We start from the raw sequence: 17102 nt of genomic DNA, 5'->3' as shown, positions 1-17102 counted from the left end.
TACCTACTTCTATTAGATGAATACATCTTATCAGCTCTATCATCCATTATAGTCAGACAACAACAATTTCTGTGATTAATTCGTCTTGATTTCCTTGTGTTCCCATTCAGAAGTACCATCCGACCAGTTTTCTTTCTTCCAGATCGGTACAATTTCTTTCAAGCGATCAATTAGAAAACGTCCCGCCTCGAATGCCTGTACTCGATGAGGTGAACTCACGGCAATCGCTACACTAATCTCTCCCAAAGCAAGATGACCTATGCGGTGTTCGATGGCCACCGCATGCACGGGCCATTTTGCACGGGCTTCAGAGATTAATTGCTGCAACATCTGTTGCGCCATTTCAGGATACGCTTCATAGTCCAAAGCGACCGTCTGACGCCCCGCCGTCATTTCGCGGACGGTACCCATAAATAACACAACGGCCCCACATTCATTAGAACGAACTCGTTCAGTGACTGCAGCATAATCTATGGGTTGATCTGTAATTAAAATAAAATCTGGTTTCATAACTCGTTGTCAATTGATACTTTTTTGATAATGAAGAAATCAGCCACCACTGACCGGAGGAAAACAGGCTACTTCCTGTTTTTCATTCAGAGTCTGGTCTTCCCCTGCATACGCGTTATCGACGGCGATTAACAGCTGACCAGTTAAAGGCTTCAACTGCGGGAACTGGTCCGCAATCGCCAGCCGTAATGCTGCGACCGTGATTCCCTCTGAAACTGCCACAGAGATCAAATCACTTTCTGCAAGTTCTCTGGCACGGGCAAATAGCTTGATTTGAATTTGCTGAGCTGTCATGACACTACCAGTTTTTTCTTTTGAGGCTGCAGCTTCCGTTCAATTTCCGGCATCAATCCATATGAAAGTGCCAGTAATTTGACTGGATGAATGGTTGGAGTCCTCGTTTCCTGTTCCATCTGCATTTTGCAACTACTGCATTCAGTCGCCCCAGCGCGAACCTTTGTTGTTTTCATATGATCGATCAGCTCCCGACCGATCTGTTTTGATGTTTCAAACGTGTCCCTGGCAAGACCATAGGCCCCTGCCATTCCCGAACAACCTTTTTCAATTGTATTCACCTTCAGTTCAGGAATCAAAGCGAGAAGATCGATTAGCGGTGAACGAGACGATAATGCCTTTGTGTGACAAGGCATGTGATAGTCTATTTCCATGTCGAGTGGCCTCAAATCTGTTTTTAAACGACCCGATTCATGCAACTGCTTCAAAAAGGCCCCTGCTTCAATTGTCTGTGAAGAAATGGCGGCGGTCTCCTCCCCCTCTATCAGCATCGGATATTCCTGCTTGAGACAGATGGCGCTGACTGGTTCCAGGCAGATCACCTGATGTCCCTCTCTGGCAAATTCGCTCAGAATCTGAATATTTTCTTCTGCCAGACTACGAGCGGCAATTAAATCACCTGCTGAAACCATTGCCATGCCTGATGCAAGTTGACCTGGCGGCACATAAACGGGAATCTGGTGATGCTGCAAAATTGCCAATAATGCGTGAGCTAACTCTGGGTCATGATAATTCGCATAATAGTCAACAAAAAGAACGACCATTTCAAGGTCACCCCCCGGGCGCGGGCGTTTCGTGAGGCGTTTAGGAACAGATCGTAAAAATGAACGTCTCGAAAATAAAGGCAGCTTCCGACTCCGGTGAATGCCCATCATTTTTTCCATAACCCATCTTGCCGTGGAATTATTGATGGCCCAGTTCGCTGCCATCGAAACCGTACTCCCGAATGCACCAAAAGAGTGGGCACGTGACAAAATCCAATCGGTATGATCTAATCCTTTGGTCGAGACATAAGCGGCTTTGGCCTCAATCGCCATTTGTGGAATATTTACCGCCGAGGGGCAATCCAGTTGACACTGCTTGCAGTTAAAACAAGTGTCTGCCAGTTTCTTTGTCTCTTCGGAAGAGAGTTCGTTGGGGTGAATCGCGCCGGAAAGTAACCCACGAAACAGATTGGCTTTCGCGCGGGGTGACGCCTCTTCTATCGATTCGATGCGAAAAACAGGACACATTCGAGAGCCGGGATCTTGTCTGCGACAGGAACCGCAGCCATTACATCGCGCGGCTTCCGTTTGCAGTTCCTGGGGTGTCCAGTTCAATTGCAAATCAACCAGTTCGGGAAATTTTTCCGGATGTGGCCTGAGGTGCCGAATTGTCACATGGGGATCATCATTAATAATTTTTCCGGGATTGAGAAGATTATGCGGATCAAAAATATCTTTGACCTGACGAAAGACTCTGTATAAATCTCCATACTGCGAACGAATAAAGGCGGTCCTGGCCAGACCGTCTCCATGTTCTCCACTGATGCTGCCGTTAAGAGCAAAGACGGTTTGATATAAATCGCGGGCAATACTTTCTAAAACAGGCGCGTTCTGATCAGTCAATGTGGGAAGGAAAGGACGTAGATGAATTTGACCTGAAGCAGCATGTGCATATAAGGTTGCTGTTACTTGATGTCGTTGAAATACTTTCTGCGCCTTCTGAGAAAATTCATACAGACATTCCGGGGGAATGGCAATATCTTCCACGAAGGGTTGTGGGCGAGATTCACCGGGTAACCGGCTTAATGAGGGTACTACCTTTTGAGGCAGTGACCAGAGAAAATCGACTTCGTCCGGCTGATGCGTCTCCATCGCTACCACAACGCGGGAGTTGATATTTTTTACAGCAAGAATCACATTATGCAAACGATCCTGAACCTGTCCATCGCTGAAACCCACCTGTTCAACAAGCAATGCGGCTTCTGCTGCCGGTGAAATCAATGAAGCGAAACGCGGATCGGCATCTCTGGCTAAAGACAACAGGCGACGATCGAGCAAATCGCAGGCGGAAGGCTGCAAGTGAATGATGGTTTGTACTGCACGAATCGCTGATGCCAGATCTCCAAACAATAAGAGAGTCACTCCGCGATGCGCGGGTAAGGGAGAAACATGCAAAATGGCAGATGAAAACAATCCCAGTGTTCCTTCTGAACCAACCATTAACCGCGCGAGATTCAAGTGTTTTTGTGTTTTGATTCCTTTTAAGTAATATCCACTGCAATTAGGAATGCTCGTTGTCTGTTTTTCCTGAATTAGTGCTTCATTCTCTGTCAGCATTTGAGAGAGTCTGCTTAATACCGTCCGTTTGACCTGCTCTGCTCTCACTTCAGGAGGCTCTTCTCCTAATAATGATGTGCTCGAGGTGGATGCCAGCGGCTGATTCAGTATTGAAAGACTCTCGTTGCCTACTTCCAGACAGGTTCCATCCGCCAAAACAACTTCGAGTTGATTTACGTAATCGCGTGTTGAACCAACGCGAATCGCACGCGAACCCGCGGCATCGATGGCCAGCATACTTCCGATCGTCGTGACTTCCGTATTCGAGGGGTCTGGTGGAAAATACAATCCGAGTGGTTTTAAATAACGATTCAGCTGGGCATGTACTACTCCTGGTTGAACGCGCACGAGATTGTCATCAATCAGTTCAAAGCCTGTGAGGTAACGCGAACAATCGACCACAATCCCGCTACCGATGGCATCACCTACCAAACCGGTTCCCGCCCCGCGCGGAATGATGGGAACGTTCATATCTGTCGCGTATTTGGCTATCGCGATTAAATCATCGCGTTCACGAGGATATGTGACACACAATGGAGGAATCTGATACACGCTGGCATCGCTGGAATAAATGGACAATGCCACCGGATCGCATCGCACATCTCCTGCAATCAGACTGGAAAGATCTTCTGCAATTCTTTGCTGTTGACGGTCCAAAGTGAATGGCTCTCGGGCTGAATTACTGGCACGCGATTGTTGAGGCTTAAGGTTGACTCTATTCTATGCGATAGAAGTACATGGTTTGAATAGTCAATCCACTGAATCATGCCGCCCCCGGAGAATTCAGGAACATCTTTGAAAGAACCCGTACAATAAGAGTATCCCGAAATCTCACTGAAAAATGCCTGTTCATGGCTGTTTCACCAGATAAACATCGGTCTTGTCGAATTCAATGCAGAGGACCTTACCTTAGCTGGAGGAATCTGACCGTTGATGATTTATTTCTGAGCTGCAGTTGTTTTCCCAAAAGTTGAGGAATCACGAACCTGTTTTGACAGCCATTCACAGGCGGGTTGTGGTAAACCTGCATGTCCTCCCTGAAAAATGGTGACGCGTGCCAACCGGGAGTTCCTCCTTAGATGAATATCGCGGCCATAAGATTCATCCATTACCTGATCAGATGGTTGTGGTGTTTTTAAAGCACCATCATCCCATAACTGTTGTATTTCCTCTTTAGAAACGGGAGTCGTCAGATTTTGTTCTGCTAGAACATTGAAAGCCCGTATCGTATGGGCAAAGGGAACAGATCCGGTTTTACCGTCCGTCACACCAGCGTTCAAATCGAGTGGCAGTCTGGTTGCATTTCCAATCCAGTACAGGGGAGAACGATCACGATATTCCGCATCGATTTTGGGGGAGGCCCCCGGTTTGTCTTTAAGTGACTTCAAAATCATTTTCGCATAATTCTGAGGTTTTCCATCTTTGAGATGAAATCGATACCAGTCAGCGAGATCACTGATTCCGACCCAGGCAGAGGCCGCCGAGAATCGATCCGGATGGTGCCCCGCCATGAGCATCGTCATATGACCGCCGCCTGATGACCCCGCCAGATAAATACGAGATTGATCGACTTTATAATGCTGAATCATATATTCAATCGCGTCCAGAATATCCTGTCGTGCCAATCGGGAACCGCAGGCCTGGGGATGCTGATTCACTCCTCGAAAATTGGGGTGCAAATAAATCCAACCTCGCTTTTTCGCCTGTTCCTGCCACTTGGTATTTCCCTGTTTATAGTTACCACTCCAGGAATGCAGGAACACAAATAATGGTGCCGAAGTTGTTTTCGCCACTTCAGGCACCCAGATCAGTGAAGGCTGCAGAGTTTGATCCAGACTGCTTTTCACTTTTATGGGCATCAGAGGATGCCTCTGCGTTTTCTTAGTCTGGTTTTTCTTTGGGGGGTTTGCTTTTTCAGCAGCCATCAAAGCTTCATTGCCGTTGACGCACAAAACCAGCGTAAAAACGCAAAAAATCATTCTCTTCCACATGAAAACGAGCTCCTCAGATTGATGCAATATCACAGGTGTTATTTCTTGTCTTCCGATTCAGGTTTCTTTTCAGCGTATTCAATTTTGCCCCAGAGGTGCCCGCCTACTTTACCATGCTGCCAAGTGCCCGCATAGCGTCCTTCAAAGAACATGACACGCGAGGTAAAGCCACTGCCTAATCCTGGAATCGCTAAATTCGTGAGTGAAATGACCGGCGTGTCTCCTGCCCAGAAAATATTCAAAGGCATGGGCACACTGATATCATGATTTCCATACTTAATCCGAGCAGTCAACAACCATTGATTGCCGTCCAGTTTTTTTGCAGAAGCGATCTCATACCGTTCGACACGTGGTGCTTTACCATTTTGTTTGCCATCAACTGTAAAATGTCCTACCAGTGTGGCGCCTGCCATTTGCTGTTCGAACTTCTTCTCCCGTTTTTCCTGCTGTTTCGTCTGGTCACCATTCTGCTGACTGGGATCAGCTGCCATCCCCGTAGCGAAAGTGAGTAACAATACGTAAACAACCAATATACTTTTCTTGAGAAAACTCATCTTTTATGCCTCATGATTTCCATTTGAATTTTCAGGGCGAGCTGAACTCGCTACGATACTACCATCCTACACAACAACCGCTTTCAGGTGAATCATACGGTAAAACAATGACAGATCCCGACCCGCAATCCAAGTCGACTTCCCCTGACATGCCTCCTAGACCGGAACCGGGTACACCTCCCGATTATAACATCCTAACCCCTGCATTTGAAAAGCTTTGTGATGTAATAGCCCGTTTACGTTCGCCGGAAGGATGTCCCTGGGATCGAGAACAAACGCTGGAATCGATTAAACCTTACACTCTGGAAGAGACTTACGAACTGCTGGAAGCCATTGATTCCGGCAATGATCAACACATTATTGAAGAACTGGGAGATTTGTTGTTGCAAATCATCCTGGATGCTCAAATCGCCGCCGATGAAGGTCGCTTTGATTTAACGCATATTGTTGATCGATTGACTCAAAAGATGATCGACCGCCATCCACATGTTTTTGGAAATGTCAACGCAGAAACGTCGGACGAAGTGCGTAAAAACTGGGACCAGATCAAGGAACAGGAAAAACAGCGACGTTCGATTTTTGATGGATTGCCTCAGGATTTGCCAGCACTGGCACGCGCTGCGCGCGTGGCAGAGAAAGCAGCGAAGGTCGGTTATGACTTTCCACATCGAGATATGTTGTTTGATAAATTACGGGAAGAGATTCAAGAACTGGCAGACGAAATTTATCCCGATGGAATCATTCCTGAGACACGCGCCACAGTTGAAGCGGAGATTATCGCTGATACAGAAGTCGTTGATCTCAAATCACGACATCGCGTGGAAGGTGAATTAGGCGACATCTTATTCGTGGTCGCAAATATTGCTCGTCGCTGGAAGATCAATCCAGAAGAAGCGCTGAGAAAAAGTAATCGCAAGTTTCAACAAAGAGTAGAAAAGATCGAGCAGGAACTGGAACAGACAGGTCGATCCATTCAAGAAGCTTCCTTACAGGAAATGGAGAAAATCTATCAGGCAGTCAAAAAGCAGGAAAGACTGAATTCTTAACGAGAAACGTTATTTCAAAAAGGTAATTCGACCCCCAGGCCTTCTTCAACTGCCAGCTTGTAGACCTCGACTCCCATCGCCACATCTTCTACAGCCAGTCCGACCGACTTGAATAACGTCACCTGCTCACTGGTTGCACGTCCTGTTTGACGTTCGGCGACAATTTCACTTAAGTTATGCATGAGGCGCCAGTCTGTGATTCCTTCTTCTACGGGCTGAATGAAATCTCCGGCTTCCATTTTACACTGTTCCAGATCATCACAGACAATGACGTCTGCCCGCTTGATGGTGGTACGGTCGATTTCTCTACGTGAGCGATGATTCGATCCTACGATGTTCAGATGCGTTCCTTCATCGAGGACACGACCGTCAAATAAAGGGGCCTTGCTTGTGGTGGCACAAATCACGATATCTTTTTCTGCAGCCGTCTCATCTGGTGAATGAGAGGCAGTGACCTCTACATCACACAATTCGGTCATTTCTTCAGCAAACTGGCTGCATTTCTCATAATTGCGTGAGTAAACCGAAACGAAGTCGATTTTCCGCGTCAAACAAATGGCCTGCAACTGCGTTCGAGCCTGAAGGCCGGCGCCGAAGAGGCCGACGACTTTTGAATCGGGACGGGCCATATATTCCGTTGCCACTCCACTGGCGGCGCCTGTTCTCAATTGGCCGAGAAAATCACCTTCGATCAAAGCGCGCATCTCGCCGGTTTCCTGATCATAAATGGCCACATGAAAGTGTGCGTTCTCTTTCGTGGTTGTATACGCTTTCCAGCCAACATGGTCTAAATATTCGTTGGCTCCCGACATCGTATGTAAAATGATGCCTGGCGCCCGAACGCGCTGACGCGGAATATTGATGGCTCTGCCTGAAGCAATTTCCCTGAAGACTTTATGCGTGATGAGCAGGGATTTTTCCATATCCATCACGGAACGAACATCATCTTCAGTAATATACAATGCCGCCATGAACGGTCACCTTTTTCATCGTGGAATCAGAAATGATGATAAATACACAGACACTGACAAGTCGCCTCTCACTCAATAAACTTTTCAGCGTTTTATTACACGCTAACGTCAAACGCGCTGATATACAATACCAGTATCAACCTGACGATAGCCGACTGCTTCGGCAACGTTCCATGCCACAACATTCGACTCTTCGATATGCAGTTCCAGTTTGGTAATCAGTTCATCCTGCAACCGACGGGCGATCTCCAGCAACAACGATTGACCGTAGCCTTTGCCTCGATTTTCTTCTTTTACGAAGACATCTGTCAGTCCGATCACCCGCTCTTCCCACTTGGGAATATACAAATCCAAACCAACCACTGTCGCAGAGGCGACGGCTGCTTCTCCTGACTTGGGAACGAGTTCGAAGTGGAGGGTCTCCAGTCTCCCGAGACGAGTCAACCACCACCAGTTGGGTGCCTGAAAATCATCGAAAATCGTTAACTGCATTTTGCGGCGAATATTGACCAGATGAAATTTAATCGGAGACTTTTGCCCGAGCAGGTCGCGTTGATAAATTCGTGTCGACCCCACGGGTTGGTAACCAATCGATTCAAAAAACAGGGCTGCGAATGCATCAGATGCTAGAAAGCCGGAAGGTCGGGTTCCCCCATAGAGGCCGGATAAATACGGCGAAAGTAGCCCCGAGGGTCCTGCAGTGATTTGAGTGGCACCTTTAGAATTAAGATACTCTTCTCCCCGGAGGACCAGTTCACGGCCAATTCCCTGACGACGAACATTCGGATGAACGATCACGGCGCAGATCACTCCTTGAGAATAATCCAACGCTGATCCCTCTGAGTTGGGTCCGAATCCTGCGAGGAGAAAACCTACGACTTCATTGTTTTCCATCGCCACAATCAACCCATTCGGATCAAAATAGGGCTGAGAGAAAATCAGAACTTCAAAGGCATCGATACTGAGACATTCAGCGGCTCCTCTTCCCAGTCCGGCAGCGTGCCATAATTTCAGCAACTGCGGTGGGTCAGTGTTATGAAACGCACGAAACTCAGTCACAAAGTTCTCTCATCAACTGTGAACAGGACCTGGAACCCGTTTTTACCGAAACAGGAATAAGCAAAGCCCCCTTGTATTCCCAAGAGGGCTTTGTTTTCGTTATTTTACTTTTTTGACTGCATCAATGATCGCAGCTGCCGTCAAACCATATTTGTCCAGCAGTCCTTGAGGATCGCCACTTTCTGCAAAACAGTCACCAACATTGACATAGGCCATCGGTACTGGATTCGATTGTGAAACCACCATGGAAACAGCTGACCCTAATCCACCATGTGCCAAATGCTCTTCTGCAACAACAATGGCTCCCGTCTCGCGTGCCGCATTCTGAATCGCATCGACGTCTATGGGTTTTACAGTATGCATATCGATTACACGTGCGCTAATTCCGTCTTCAGCCAGTTTGGATGCTGCATCAACGGCACCGGCTACCATGAGACCATTGGCAATAATGGTTACATCGTCTCCTTCACGCACGGTATTGGCTTTTCCGATTTCAAATGTGTCCCCTTCGGCATAAATCTCAGCAACATTTGGTCGTCCGAGTCTCAGGTATACGGGGCCCTCATATTCCATCATTGCGGCAGTCGCTGCTTTGGTTGAAACGGCATCAGCGGTTACGATGACCACCATTCCGGGCAGACTACAGGCCAGTGACACGTCTTCGATTCCCATCTGCGAAGGGCCATCTTCGCCAATCGAAATACCTGCATGTGTTCCGACGAGTTTTACGTTCATACTCGGAAAGGCGATCGACATTCTGATCTGGTCATAGGCATTACACAGCAAAAAGGCTGAGAAGCTGGCGACAACCGGAATCTTTCCGGTAGAAGCCAAACCACCTGCTACACTGACCATATTGCTTTCTGCAATCCCCATATTGAAAGCACGTTCTGGAAACGCATTCGCAAACACTTCGGTGCGAGTCGAATTTCCGACATCACCATCGACGGTTACAATTTCCGGATATTGTGATCCCAGATCTTTCAATGCATCACCGAATGCATCCCGGGTGGCTTGTCCGATTTTCAGTCCACTTATTTCGCCTAAATACATAATAATCTATCTCTTTTGTCTGTGTGTTGACTTTCGTTGTTGATTTGATTCGCGCTGCCACCAGGTTTACTCTGCTGGGATCTGAAACCCTTCACAGAAAACTAGAGAGCACGGTTACTAACCGAGTAACGCTAGTGCTTTTTCTGCCAATTCGGGAGAAAGTGGTTTACCGTGATAATTACAGTCTCCCGCTTCTTCCAGCACGGGAAGAATACCATACCCTTTTTTCGTTTTAGCTATAATTGCCTTGGGACGATCCGTGATTTTGGAAGCCGTCTCCAATGCATTGACAACTGATTCCTGGCAGTTTCCTTCGATCGTCTGAGTATGCCATCCAAAGGATGAAATTTTTTCTTCGAAGGAGCCAAAATCGAGAACATCTTTCGTTGCACCGGTTTGCTGGTATCCATTCTGATCGATGATAGCAGTCAAGTTGCCCAGCTTGTACTTTTCAGCACCTGCTAAAGCTTCCCAGACCTGACCTTCTCCCATCTCACCATCACCAATCACTACAAATACGTTGGAGCCATTCTGATTCAAACGTGCTCCCAGCGCCTGCCCGATACCCAGTGATAACCCCTGTCCCAGTGAACCTGTCGAAGCTTCAATTCCGGGAAGACGTTTCATATTGGGGTGGCCTTCAAATGGACTGCCCAGTTTTCGAAGCGTCATGACATCATCAACAGAAAAGTACCCTGCTTCCGCCATGGCTGCATAGAGTACAGGTACGGCATGCCCTTTACTCAAAATGAAGCGATCGCGGCCTTCCCAGGTCGGATTCTGCGAATCGTACTTCATGAAACCGCCAAACCAGAGTGCATTCACCACTTCGACGGCAGACAAGCTGCTGCTGGGGTGTCCACTGCCTGCTTCAGTTGTCATGCGGATTATTAGACGGCGAAGGACTTTGCCTTTTTCCTTCAACTCTTCCAATGATAAGGCATTTGCTTGAGCTGCCACTATGTTTCCTTCAATTCTTATAAACAAACAAATAAATCGCCACGCTCTAAACTCTCTTCAATCTGTTATTTAAGGCACGTTGACTTCACGCGATTAAAAGAAGTGTACTACCAGTTCCGGTAAACATTGAGTAGAGCATTGACAACATTCAGGCGCAACTTAAGCGCGTCAATTCATAACGGTATGCTAACGAGCAAAGCTTCCAGCGACAAGCATTCAGGCATGAGAAACCATTTTGTCTAATTGGAAAATCAGCTACTTACCCTCTATTTTTCTTAAATTCACGATTCCATCTATAAAATTTAATACGTTATTGCTCATTTCACGTTTCTGTTAAAATACACAACTGTTTACGCGAATAGTCTTTAAAGCAGATTGTTGATCAGGAATAATAGAAAGCTGCGTTTCAATAAGTACTTAATTCCTTTCAGAATTTCCCGAGGCTCCCGCATGACTGACGAAAGCCCATTTACAGATCAGGAACTGCTTGCCTACCTGGATGAGTCACTTTCCATTGAGCTGATGTCTTTGGTTGAAGAGGCACTTAGGAGTACAGATTCGCTACGCGTCCGCCTGGCTCAGTTATCTCGCCAGCGTGATCAGGGAGCTCATTCGGTAGGTGAAATCTGGAGAAGAAATCATTTGAGTTGTCTTTCGCGCAGTCAACTGGGTGGTTATTTACTGGAAACTCTTCCACCTGATTTTCTAAGCTATGTCGAATTTCATTTGAATCAGACAGGTTGTCGCTATTGCGCCGCCAATTTAGAAGACCTCAAAGCGGGCTTGTCCACAGCTTCCAATGAGGCAGAGCGTAGGAGACAAAAATATTTCCAGTCTTCAGCCGGTTATCTCTCTGCAAAAGAGACGGACCTGTAAACTCACTCTTGTTTTCAATCGAGTGGCCCAGATTCAAAATCGGATTCATTAACCCAGCCCGCTTTGATTTTTTCGCCTTGCATGTACCGCTGGTAAAAATTACGCGTGCGCGCATCCGAATATTGATAACCTTCAAACACAGAACCATTCCCCAAAACGCGTGGGTCATTCTGAGCCGTCAACTCTGAATGCATCTGCTGCTTCAGAGAATTCTTGACTGCCTGAAATTTTGGTAGCGCGGCCAGATTCTTCATACATTCCGGATCATCCTGAATCGAATATAACTCTTCCGCTTTTCGTTTGCCGAAGGCCCCGCTCCAGAAATGTTCCTGCTTCCCCTCTCTGCGGAATTGCAAAATGGCTGTCTTTGTCGGGCTGCCATCGCAATTCAGATATCCCGTTTCCGGATTGCCCGCGGGCCAGCGTCCCGGTTCATCATTCTTGAGATACAACATCCCGCCTTTCACAATTCCGCGAATCGGATACCCCTGATCCGACGGCCTGCCGATATCGTGACGCTCTTTTCCTATGAGTACATGATCGCGTTGGGGATTGACGATACCAGATTTCGCAGAGTGAAAAATATCGGTTAGACTTTGGCCCGTGGCAGGTTGCATGCCCGTCTCTTCCCACTTCATTCCTGCGGCCTCAACAAAAGTGGGAGCAAAGTCAATAAAGCTGACATAATCATCAATCACCCGATTTGCCTTTTTAATGCCCTGCTTCCACATTACCGCCAGCGGCAGGTGATTGGAGCGTTCGTACTCCTGCCCTTTTACGCGGGGAAAAGGCATACCATTATCGGCGGTGACTACAATGATCGTATTCTCCAATTCATTCCGCTGCTCTAGAAAACTCAGCATTTTAACCAGATGCTGATCGAAGTGTTCAATTTCAAAAGCATAGTCCAGCATGTCATTTCGAATCACTTCATTATCGGGCCAGTATGCGGGAACCCGATCAATGTCTGTGATTTTTTTACCCGCCTTGTGGACTCCTGATCCATATTCATAACGACGATGCGGTTCCAAACCGCCATACCAGAAACACCATGGTTTCCCTTGAGGCGAGGTCTTTAAAAACTGCTCGAAGTTGGCTGCATAATCAATGGGTGAAATACCGTTTGCGGGTGGCTTCGCGCGAACCTGATTAAAAGCGGGGCCTGCCAGATTGCGACGTTTGCCGGCAGCATCCACGGCGACACCTGGCGCCCAGCCTTTGGCAGTCTTACCGACAGCATAGCCTGAGTCCGCCAGTGCTTCGACGTAGGTTTTGAATTCCGGCGGAAAAAATGCCATATGATTCCCGGCCTCTTTCAATTGCCAGGAATTTCGACCCGTGAGGATACAGGCACGCGATGGTGCACACTTGGCATTGGGAGTATAGGCATTCGTAAACAATAATCCTTCCCGCGCCACACGGTCGAAGCCGGGCGTCTTCACCCACGAACAGCCATACGCGCCCATATGGGGAAACGAAGCATCATCGGCAATACAAAAAAGTATATTCGGTCGGTTCGGTTGGGGTTTAGCCGACGCAGCGGATGTGATGCCGACTGTCACAAACAGGAAAAGCACCGAACACAATAACCGACGTTCAAGCTTGTTCATTGCAGTATATCCCCGGAAAAGCAATCAAAGGCAAACAGATTATCAACCCGTCCATTAATTCAGAGTCTCTTATCTTATGAAACGCATGGCTCAGCCACAAGAAGTTTCAGCTAGACACGTATCAGATAAGTCTGAGAAAAAGTAATCCTGAATCAACCCCGGTATTCGATCAGTTCAGACTGAAGGGAATCGATGTGAAGTGAGCAAAGGGGTTACGTTGCTGATAACGCAAATGATTCTTGAGAAAATCCAATAAGAGATCACTGCGCAGATCAACATCGTGTTCCTCTAAAATCAACTGACGCAATACTGGTTCCATGTTGATCGTGCTTGCCAGAGTATCACAAAGTTTACCAAGTGAAATTTCCCGATGCAGTAAATGATAATAAGTGGGATCACCGGAATGCTGCAAAAATATTTTCGCATATTGTTCCAGTAATTCGAGGTGGCGGTGTTCACGATGTATCATTGGCTGATCAGCATAAAAGTCAGATTTAGCTGCGAGCAGCGCTCTTTGATAGGTTTGATCAGGTCCCTGCAATACTACTGCACGCGCGCGACAGATTCCTTTTAGTAGAATTGAATAGTGACCGGATTCCAGTTGATAGGGTGAAACGATCGAGGCTAGACAGACAACGTCGATCGAAGCAGATTGCTGCATTTCAAGTTGTGATTCATCATGTGCCTGTTTCAAAGTCACGGCCACCAGCGCATTCTCATTGATCGCATCAGCAATCAACTGACAATCAGCGGCCGTCGTCATTCTGAGCAACACTTGGGAATGTGGCAGGAGTACACTCTCTTCCAGTTCCAAAACCGGTACAATACCGGTAAATGTGTTGAGCTGTTTCTCTATCGGATTACTATAAGATGACATTATTGATTTCTATATCAAATTCATTGAAATACAATTCGTAGTCCAACATACTAAGATGCATGTCGAACGAATGCTGGATGGCTCAGCTTCTGCCAAGAAGACTAGCACTCCAATTTGGGAATTGTCACGAAAAATATGGCTAAAAAACGAACACAGCCCGCAAAGACTTCCAGTTATGTCGGCACGCTTGATGAAAAAAAGAAACATGCCCGTAAAATCGTGCGAGGTCTTGCTCGATTGTTTCCTGAACCTGAATGTGCGTTGATCCACGACTCTCCTTTTCAATTGCTAGTCGCCACGATTCTGTCTGCTCAATGCACGGACGAACGCGTGAATGCCACAACGCCGAAGTTATTCAAAAAATACCCCACTGCAGAAAAGCTGGCAGCCAGCAAACAGGCTGACGTCGAAAAGATTGTTTATCCATTGGGCTTCTTTCGCGCGAAAGCAACCAATATCCGTAAGATGGCGTTAGTTGTGACCGAAGAGCATGCCGGGGAAATACCGCGCACTCTAAACGAACTGGTGGCGCTGCCTGGCGTTGGTAGAAAAACGGCCAATGTCGTATTGGGCACTGCTTTTGACATTCCCAGCGGCGTGGTCGTCGATACGCATGTCAAACGCATTACCAACATCTTTGGACTTACCACCAGCAAAAACCCGGAAATCATTGAACGCGATTTAGTGGAAGTCCTGCCGAAAAAAGAATGGATCAAATTTTCGCACCGTATCATTCTGCACGGCCGCGCCACATGCATTGCCCGTCGCCCCCAATGTACCGAATGCAGTCTCTTGAAAATTTGTCCTCGAATCGGACTGAAACCCCTTTAAACCTGTTAAATCTGTCTTTGGATCTCAGATGAAATTATGGTACTTGGTACTGTTTCTGAAAACACGAGGCAGGACTGTTGAAAGCCGCCTCCCTGCGGTTTATGTTTCGTGTATACAGAGTCTTATTTCCACTTCAAAGTTAATGGGAAGCCAATGATTCTTACCGGGAAAGAAATCAAATCACGCTTGGGGGAGGATATTGTCCTTGAGCCTTATCATGACAAACATTTAAACCCCAACAGCTATAACCTCTGCCTGCACGATGAGTTAATGGTCTATGAAGAGATCGTGCTGGATATGGCCCGTCCTAATCGTCTGGGAAAATATGTGATTCCCGAAGAAGGGATGGTACTTTACCCCGGTCAACTTTACCTGGGGCGCACGGTAGAACGGACAGAAACGCACAATCTTGTTCCACTTCTCGAAGGCCGGTCCTCCATTGGACGACTGGGAATTTCCGTACACGCTACAGCCGGCGTCGGTGATATTGGGTTCTGTGGATACTGGACTCTGGAAATTACTGTAGCCCAACCGGTACGCATTTATGCAGGCGTTGCCATCTGCCAGATCATCTACAATACGGTCATCGGTGAAATCGTCGAATACAACAGCGATAAATACCAGAATAATAAAGGCATTCAACCCAGCTTGCTCTTTAAAGAACTGAATCCCGCAGAGACACGTCAGATGCGACTTTCGTTTGGCGAAGGAACATCCACCGAATCATTGCAGTCTGATGATTGCAAATAAAAAAAGACGTCACCGTTTTCACTGTGACGTCTTTTTTATTTCCTGATACGATAGGTTATACTGTCCAGGTATCGCCGGTGTTAAACAGGGATTCCAGATCGCCTTCGCCGCTACGTTCGGTTGCTGATTCTACCTGCTGATAAACGGCTTCATTATAGGTTGGATGCTCGACACAACGGAAAACACCCATTGGTTCCGGCATCTCAGGATGACGCATGCTGGCCAATAAAAACGCCAGATTCATATCCTCTGACTTTTCATCGTGGAACAGCAGATCGTCTTCTGAAATTCCTTTGCCCAGTTCTACTACTTCCGGTTGATCGTGGCTATTGAGGCGGACTCCTTTGTCTCGATCCTTACCAAAAATAAGCGGCTTGCCATGTTCAAGATAGATGACATTCTCTTCTTTTTTGCCTTTTTTGGAAGCAAATTCAAACGCACCCGGGTTGAAGACGTTGCAATCCTGATAAACTTCAACAAAGGCTGAGCCTTTATGATTGGCGGCCCGTTCCAGAACGCTGCAGAGATGTTTAATGTCAACATCAACTGACCGTGCGGCAAATGTGGCACGTGCACCAATTGCCACAGCCAGAGGGTTGAGAGGCCGATCTACCGAGCCAAAAGGTGTGCTCTTGGTTTTGGTTCCCGTGGGGCTGGTGGGAGAATATTGCCCTTTGGTCAACCCGTAAATCTGATTGTTGAACATGATCACTTTCAAATCAACGTTTCGTCTGAGCACGTGCATGAAATGATTGCCACCAATCGAAAGGGAGTCGCCATCGCCGGTGATCACCCAAACCTGCAGATCAGGATTGGCCAGCTTCACGCCGGTCGCCACAGCGGGTGCCCTGCCGTGAATGCTGTGCATCCCATAAGTATCCATGTAATACGGGAAACGGCTCGAACACCCAATTCCCGAAACGAATACGAATTTCTCTTTGGGAATGCCTAGTGTGGGCAGAACTTTTTTCATCTGGGCGAGAATCGAATAATCGCCACAGCGTGGGCACCAGCGTATTTCCTGATCGCTGGCAAAATCTTTAGGCGAGAGGACAGGCAGGGTGACATCAACGCTCATTATTTTCTATCCTTAAACGCAATTACTTATTTCTTAAAATTGAATTTGCTCTGAGATTGTCACAGAAGTGACTGACTGTTATTTCTCTTCGCTAATCATTTCTCTGATTTTCTTTTTGACTTCACTAATCAGGAACGGTTTGCCTTGAACCTTATTCAAACCGACAGCGTCAGCGAGATAAGTTCCCCGGATAATCATTCTTAACTGCCCGTTATTTAATTCGGGTATCAAAACTTTCTTGTACTGTTTGATTAAATCACCCAGGTTTTTAGGGAATGGATTCAGATAGCGAATGTGTGCATGCGCTACTGACAAGCCTTC

At 47.1% G+C, this 17102-nt stretch carries 16 protein-coding genes and 1 pseudogene; 4 read left to right on the top strand and 13 right to left on the bottom strand.

The window, feature by feature from the left end; translation table 11 throughout:
- Nucleotides 1-75: 75 nt before the first annotated feature.
- The 5 genes from Q0668_RS01615 to Q0668_RS01595 form a co-directional block, all read right to left on the bottom strand.
- Nucleotides 76-510, bottom strand: coding sequence for a molybdenum cofactor biosynthesis protein MoaE (locus Q0668_RS01615; RefSeq protein ID WP_298859291.1), 435 nt, complete (start codon nt 508-510; stop codon nt 76-78).
- A gap of 39 nt (nt 511-549) precedes the next feature.
- Nucleotides 550-804 (bottom strand): MoaD/ThiS family protein, encoded by a 255-nt coding sequence (locus Q0668_RS01610; protein WP_298859288.1) that lies wholly within the window; start codon nt 802-804, stop codon nt 550-552.
- A complete protein-coding gene (locus tag Q0668_RS01605; protein ID WP_298859286.1) occupies nt 801-3782 on the bottom strand; it encodes an anaerobic glycerol-3-phosphate dehydrogenase subunit C in 2982 nt (993 codons plus the stop codon). Before Q0668_RS01605 ends, Q0668_RS01610 begins: the two co-directional genes overlap by 4 nt.
- Before the next feature lie 281 nt (nt 3783-4063).
- The gene (locus tag Q0668_RS01600) at nt 4064-5116 is read right to left on the bottom strand and encodes a prolyl oligopeptidase family serine peptidase (protein ID WP_298859284.1); all 1053 of its coding nucleotides are present in this window, start codon (nt 5114-5116) and stop codon (nt 4064-4066) included.
- A 38-nt stretch (nt 5117-5154) separates the two neighbouring features.
- Nucleotides 5155-5670, bottom strand: coding sequence for a hypothetical protein (locus Q0668_RS01595; protein WP_298859282.1), 516 nt, complete (start codon nt 5668-5670; stop codon nt 5155-5157).
- Between the two features lie 5 nt (nt 5671-5675).
- Here Q0668_RS01595 and mazG point away from each other — a divergent pair, with 5 nt between their 5' ends.
- Nucleotides 5676-6716: a nucleoside triphosphate pyrophosphohydrolase gene (gene mazG / locus Q0668_RS01590; RefSeq protein WP_298859280.1), complete on the top strand. Its 1041-nt coding sequence runs from the start codon at nt 5676-5678 to the stop codon at nt 6714-6716.
- A gap of 14 nt (nt 6717-6730) precedes the next feature.
- Here mazG and Q0668_RS01585 read toward each other — a convergent pair whose 3' ends face one another.
- From Q0668_RS01585 to Q0668_RS01570, 4 genes are all read right to left on the bottom strand, one after another.
- Nucleotides 6731-7687 (bottom strand): ornithine cyclodeaminase family protein, encoded by a 957-nt coding sequence (locus tag Q0668_RS01585; protein WP_298859278.1) that lies wholly within the window; start codon nt 7685-7687, stop codon nt 6731-6733.
- A 108-nt stretch (nt 7688-7795) separates the two neighbouring features.
- Nucleotides 7796-8746, bottom strand: coding sequence for a GNAT family N-acetyltransferase (locus Q0668_RS01580; protein ID WP_298859276.1), 951 nt, complete (start codon nt 8744-8746; stop codon nt 7796-7798).
- A 99-nt stretch (nt 8747-8845) separates the two neighbouring features.
- Nucleotides 8846-9799, bottom strand: a complete 954-nt coding sequence (locus tag Q0668_RS01575; RefSeq protein ID WP_298859274.1) for a transketolase C-terminal domain-containing protein — start codon at nt 9797-9799, stop codon at nt 8846-8848.
- 117 nt (nt 9800-9916) lie between these two features.
- Nucleotides 9917-10759 carry a transketolase gene (locus Q0668_RS01570; RefSeq protein ID WP_298859272.1) on the bottom strand — a complete coding sequence of 281 codons (843 nt, stop codon included), beginning with the start codon at nt 10757-10759 and terminating at the stop codon, nt 9917-9919.
- Between the two features lie 450 nt (nt 10760-11209).
- Between Q0668_RS01570 and Q0668_RS01565 the strand changes: the two genes are divergently transcribed.
- Nucleotides 11210-11635 (top strand): hypothetical protein, encoded by a 426-nt coding sequence (locus Q0668_RS01565; protein WP_298859270.1) that lies wholly within the window; start codon nt 11210-11212, stop codon nt 11633-11635.
- 14 nt (nt 11636-11649) lie between these two features.
- Here Q0668_RS01565 and Q0668_RS01560 read toward each other — a convergent pair whose 3' ends face one another.
- Complete coding sequence (locus Q0668_RS01560; RefSeq protein ID WP_298859268.1) at nt 11650-13245, bottom strand: sulfatase; 1596 nt, start codon at nt 13243-13245, stop codon at nt 11650-11652.
- Between the two features lie 169 nt (nt 13246-13414).
- On the bottom strand, nt 13415-14122 hold the full coding sequence (locus Q0668_RS01555; RefSeq protein WP_298859266.1) for an LON peptidase substrate-binding domain-containing protein: 708 nt from the start codon (nt 14120-14122) through the stop codon (nt 13415-13417).
- A gap of 135 nt (nt 14123-14257) precedes the next feature.
- Between Q0668_RS01555 and nth the strand changes: the two genes are divergently transcribed.
- Both nth and dcd read left to right on the top strand, forming a co-directional pair.
- Complete coding sequence (nth, locus tag Q0668_RS01550) at nt 14258-14953, top strand: endonuclease III (RefSeq protein ID WP_298859264.1); 696 nt, start codon at nt 14258-14260, stop codon at nt 14951-14953.
- 153 nt (nt 14954-15106) lie between these two features.
- The gene (gene dcd / locus Q0668_RS01545) at nt 15107-15703 is read left to right on the top strand and encodes a dCTP deaminase (RefSeq protein WP_298859263.1); all 597 of its coding nucleotides are present in this window, start codon (nt 15107-15109) and stop codon (nt 15701-15703) included.
- Between the two features lie 55 nt (nt 15704-15758).
- On the opposite strand, the gene Q0668_RS01540 is transcribed toward dcd, so the two are convergent.
- Together Q0668_RS01540 and Q0668_RS01535 are read right to left on the bottom strand one after the other, a co-directional pair.
- Nucleotides 15759-16781 carry a 2-oxoacid:ferredoxin oxidoreductase subunit beta gene (locus Q0668_RS01540; RefSeq protein ID WP_298859261.1) on the bottom strand — a complete coding sequence of 341 codons (1023 nt, stop codon included), beginning with the start codon at nt 16779-16781 and terminating at the stop codon, nt 15759-15761.
- 78 nt (nt 16782-16859) lie between these two features.
- A pseudogene (locus tag Q0668_RS01535) lies at nt 16860-17102 on the bottom strand (2-oxoglutarate ferredoxin oxidoreductase subunit alpha); the annotation flags it as partial.

Source organism: uncultured Gimesia sp., assembly GCF_937910335.1.
In the GTDB taxonomy this organism is placed as follows: domain Bacteria; phylum Planctomycetota; class Planctomycetia; order Planctomycetales; family Planctomycetaceae; genus Gimesia.
The sequence above is the reverse complement of the archived record's forward strand: the minus strand, read 5'-3'. Positions and strand labels throughout refer to the sequence as shown.

Bases quoted from the DNA above. Each gene is read 5' to 3' on its own strand.
- Q0668_RS01610 (WP_298859288.1), bottom strand. From the start codon at position 804: ATGACAGCTCAGCAAATTCAAATCAAGCTATTTGCCCGTGCCAGAGAA.
- Q0668_RS01565 (WP_298859270.1), top strand. From the start codon at position 11,210: ATGACTGACGAAAGCCCATTTACAGATCAGGAACTGCTTGCCTACCTG.
- Q0668_RS01600 (WP_298859284.1), bottom strand. From the start codon at position 5,116: ATGTGGAAGAGAATGATTTTTTGCGTTTTTACGCTGGTTTTGTGCGTC.
- Q0668_RS01540 (WP_298859261.1), bottom strand. From the start codon at position 16,781: ATGAGCGTTGATGTCACCCTGCCTGTCCTCTCGCCTAAAGATTTTGCC.
- Q0668_RS01560 (WP_298859268.1), bottom strand. From the start codon at position 13,245: ATGAACAAGCTTGAACGTCGGTTATTGTGTTCGGTGCTTTTCCTGTTT.
- Q0668_RS01595 (WP_298859282.1), bottom strand. From the start codon at position 5,670: ATGAGTTTTCTCAAGAAAAGTATATTGGTTGTTTACGTATTGTTACTC.
- Q0668_RS01575 (WP_298859274.1), bottom strand. From the start codon at position 9,799: ATGTATTTAGGCGAAATAAGTGGACTGAAAATCGGACAAGCCACCCGG.
- dcd (WP_298859263.1), top strand. From the start codon at position 15,107: ATGATTCTTACCGGGAAAGAAATCAAATCACGCTTGGGGGAGGATATT.
- nth (WP_298859264.1), top strand. From the start codon at position 14,258: ATGGCTAAAAAACGAACACAGCCCGCAAAGACTTCCAGTTATGTCGGC.
- Q0668_RS01615 (WP_298859291.1), bottom strand. From the start codon at position 510: ATGAAACCAGATTTTATTTTAATTACAGATCAACCCATAGATTATGCT.
- Q0668_RS01585 (WP_298859278.1), bottom strand. From the start codon at position 7,687: ATGGCGGCATTGTATATTACTGAAGATGATGTTCGTTCCGTGATGGAT.
- mazG (WP_298859280.1), top strand. From the start codon at position 5,676: ATGCCTCATGATTTCCATTTGAATTTTCAGGGCGAGCTGAACTCGCTA.
- Q0668_RS01555 (WP_298859266.1), bottom strand. From the start codon at position 14,122: ATGTCATCTTATAGTAATCCGATAGAGAAACAGCTCAACACATTTACC.